Origin of the sequence: Albidovulum sp., from assembly GCF_049646345.1 — a bacterium.
Lineage (GTDB): Bacteria > Pseudomonadota > Alphaproteobacteria > Rhodobacterales > Rhodobacteraceae > Albidovulum.
Genome location: NZ_JBARVQ010000206.1, coordinates 1 through 1,616, shown reverse-complemented (window position 1 = coordinate 1,616; position 1,616 = coordinate 1). Strand labels below are relative to the sequence as shown.

3 protein-coding genes and 1 pseudogene are annotated in these 1,616 nt (G+C 59.8%); all 4 read right to left on the bottom strand.

Annotation, left to right across the window (positions count from 1 at the left end):
- A pseudogene (locus WBB85_RS04985) lies at positions 1 to 363 on the bottom strand (hypothetical protein); the annotation flags it as partial.
- 216 nt (positions 364 to 579) lie between these two features.
- On the bottom strand, positions 580 to 1,005 hold the full coding sequence (locus WBB85_RS04980; protein WP_432637523.1) for a hypothetical protein: 426 nt from the start codon (positions 1,003 to 1,005) through the stop codon (positions 580 to 582).
- Positions 1,006 to 1,032: 27 nt separating this feature from the next.
- Positions 1,033 to 1,218 carry a hypothetical protein gene (locus tag WBB85_RS04975; protein ID WP_432637522.1) on the bottom strand — a complete coding sequence of 62 codons (186 nt, stop codon included), beginning with the start codon at positions 1,216 to 1,218 and terminating at the stop codon, positions 1,033 to 1,035.
- Positions 1,215 to 1,445, bottom strand: a complete 231-nt coding sequence (locus WBB85_RS04970; RefSeq protein ID WP_432637521.1) for a hypothetical protein — start codon at positions 1,443 to 1,445, stop codon at positions 1,215 to 1,217. The genes WBB85_RS04975 and WBB85_RS04970 overlap by 4 nt, the downstream gene beginning before the upstream one ends.
- Between the last annotated feature and the right edge of the window lie 171 nt (positions 1,446 to 1,616).

Here is a 1,616-nt window from a genome sequence, read left to right as displayed (position 1 = left end):
GTTCTTAGAATCTCTAGATAGTGATGTGTCATCTGTGGCTGACACGAGATCTGGCTCAGTTGGAGGGTTATCCACAGCACCAAATCGGAAGAGCCAAGGCGCGAATTTGCCATGCGGCTTCCAACGCAAGAGCCCAAGGGCAGATGACGCCAATTCCGCCAACAGCTGGGTCAGATGCTGACGCGATATGCCCATCTTGTCGGCAAGACTGCCTAGGGTGAAGGCGGCAGTTCCGCGTTCAAGCCCGTTGTAGCCATCCTTCCAGGCGATCCCATCGAGGATGATCGTCGCGAGCTTATGGGCCGCCGTGGAAAGCGGGGTTTCGGTGATGCGGCGCAGGATGGCGCCGGTCGTGAGTTCCATGATGTGTCGTTCCGTCTTGGGGCGACACCAGACCGTGAGGCGTGAAAAATTTCGTTCCGGCAAACGCATTTGCCGGTTGAACGGGTCCAAAGCTCGCGCTAAATTCCCACTACCACGAGGAAATCAGTGCGGCGTCGGGCCTATGGTCTGGCGTCGTTTCTGTTTCTGGGGGTTGCGTCTTTCGATCGTTTCGGGGCAGGGCATTCGTTCAGGTTCTCAATAGTGAACCTCTTCGTGTCCGTAGCTGCCTTCATAGTCGCGCCATTCGACGAAGACGGACCGGTGCCAGTAGTTGCGGCAGTCTTCCGGCACGGCGAGATCTGACTCGGTAGGAACCGCAGACACGCTGCTCCGACGACGGCTGTAGTCGCCTTGAGGGCCATAGGTGCCCATGTACACGGCGCCCCAGCTGTTGCAGTCGCCATCAGAGCTGCGTCGCTGCTGGTAGGTGATCTCGAACACACGGATCGAGCGGACGAAGTCAAACGCCGGATCGGAGATGTCGACATCCGCGCGATCCTGGACAAGCTGAAGCGCCAACGGCGTTTCCGGGATTGAGACGAACGGCATTGGCTCACCGCGAACGGCGATGTCGAACAGTCGCTCGATCGGTTTTGCCTCGCCCCGGAAACTTGCCCGCATCGGACAGTTCCAGATCTGCAGCGGTGGCTAAATGGGCCAAGGCGTGATGCGGCGGATAAAGACCGCGCGGGCATGGGCGCATTCGGCGGATGTAGGCCAGCCCCCGGCGAGACACAGCAGGATCGCGCAATCGACGGGGTAAGCCGCAGCCGGGGTGACGGTTGCAGTTGACAGACCGACACCAAGGAGCAGGGCAGGGAGGAGAGGTTTCACGGGAGGTCCTTCTGGGCTGGGGTGATGTTGAGGAAGGCGGAATAGGCCTCGGTGGCCACGCGGGCTTCCGACAAAGCGCGACTGCGCTCTGTGTCGAGACAGGTGATGTGGGTGCTGACGGCCGCAAAGTAGGCCTCGAACTCGGCCGAGATTTCTGCGCGATACTCGGCGAGAACCGCCTCAGGGAGGTCGGTGACCGGCACCTCGGGCGGCAGGCAGCGAATCACCTTTGGTTGTGCGAAAGCTGCGGAATTCCAAAACATGACCAAAATGATCGCGGCCAGACGCAGCCCTCGCCGGCTCAACGGAAGCGCCAATCTGGCGGATGAACTCGCTCCGGAAATCCGCAAATATGCCAATATTTCTTGGGTTTTTCTCAACGTCTGCGTCTCACAACC

Coding starts and splice junctions, on each gene's coding strand:
- WBB85_RS04980 (WP_432637523.1), bottom strand. CDS start 1,005: ATGCGGGCAAGTTTCCGGGGCGAGGCAAAACCGATCGAGCGACTGTTC.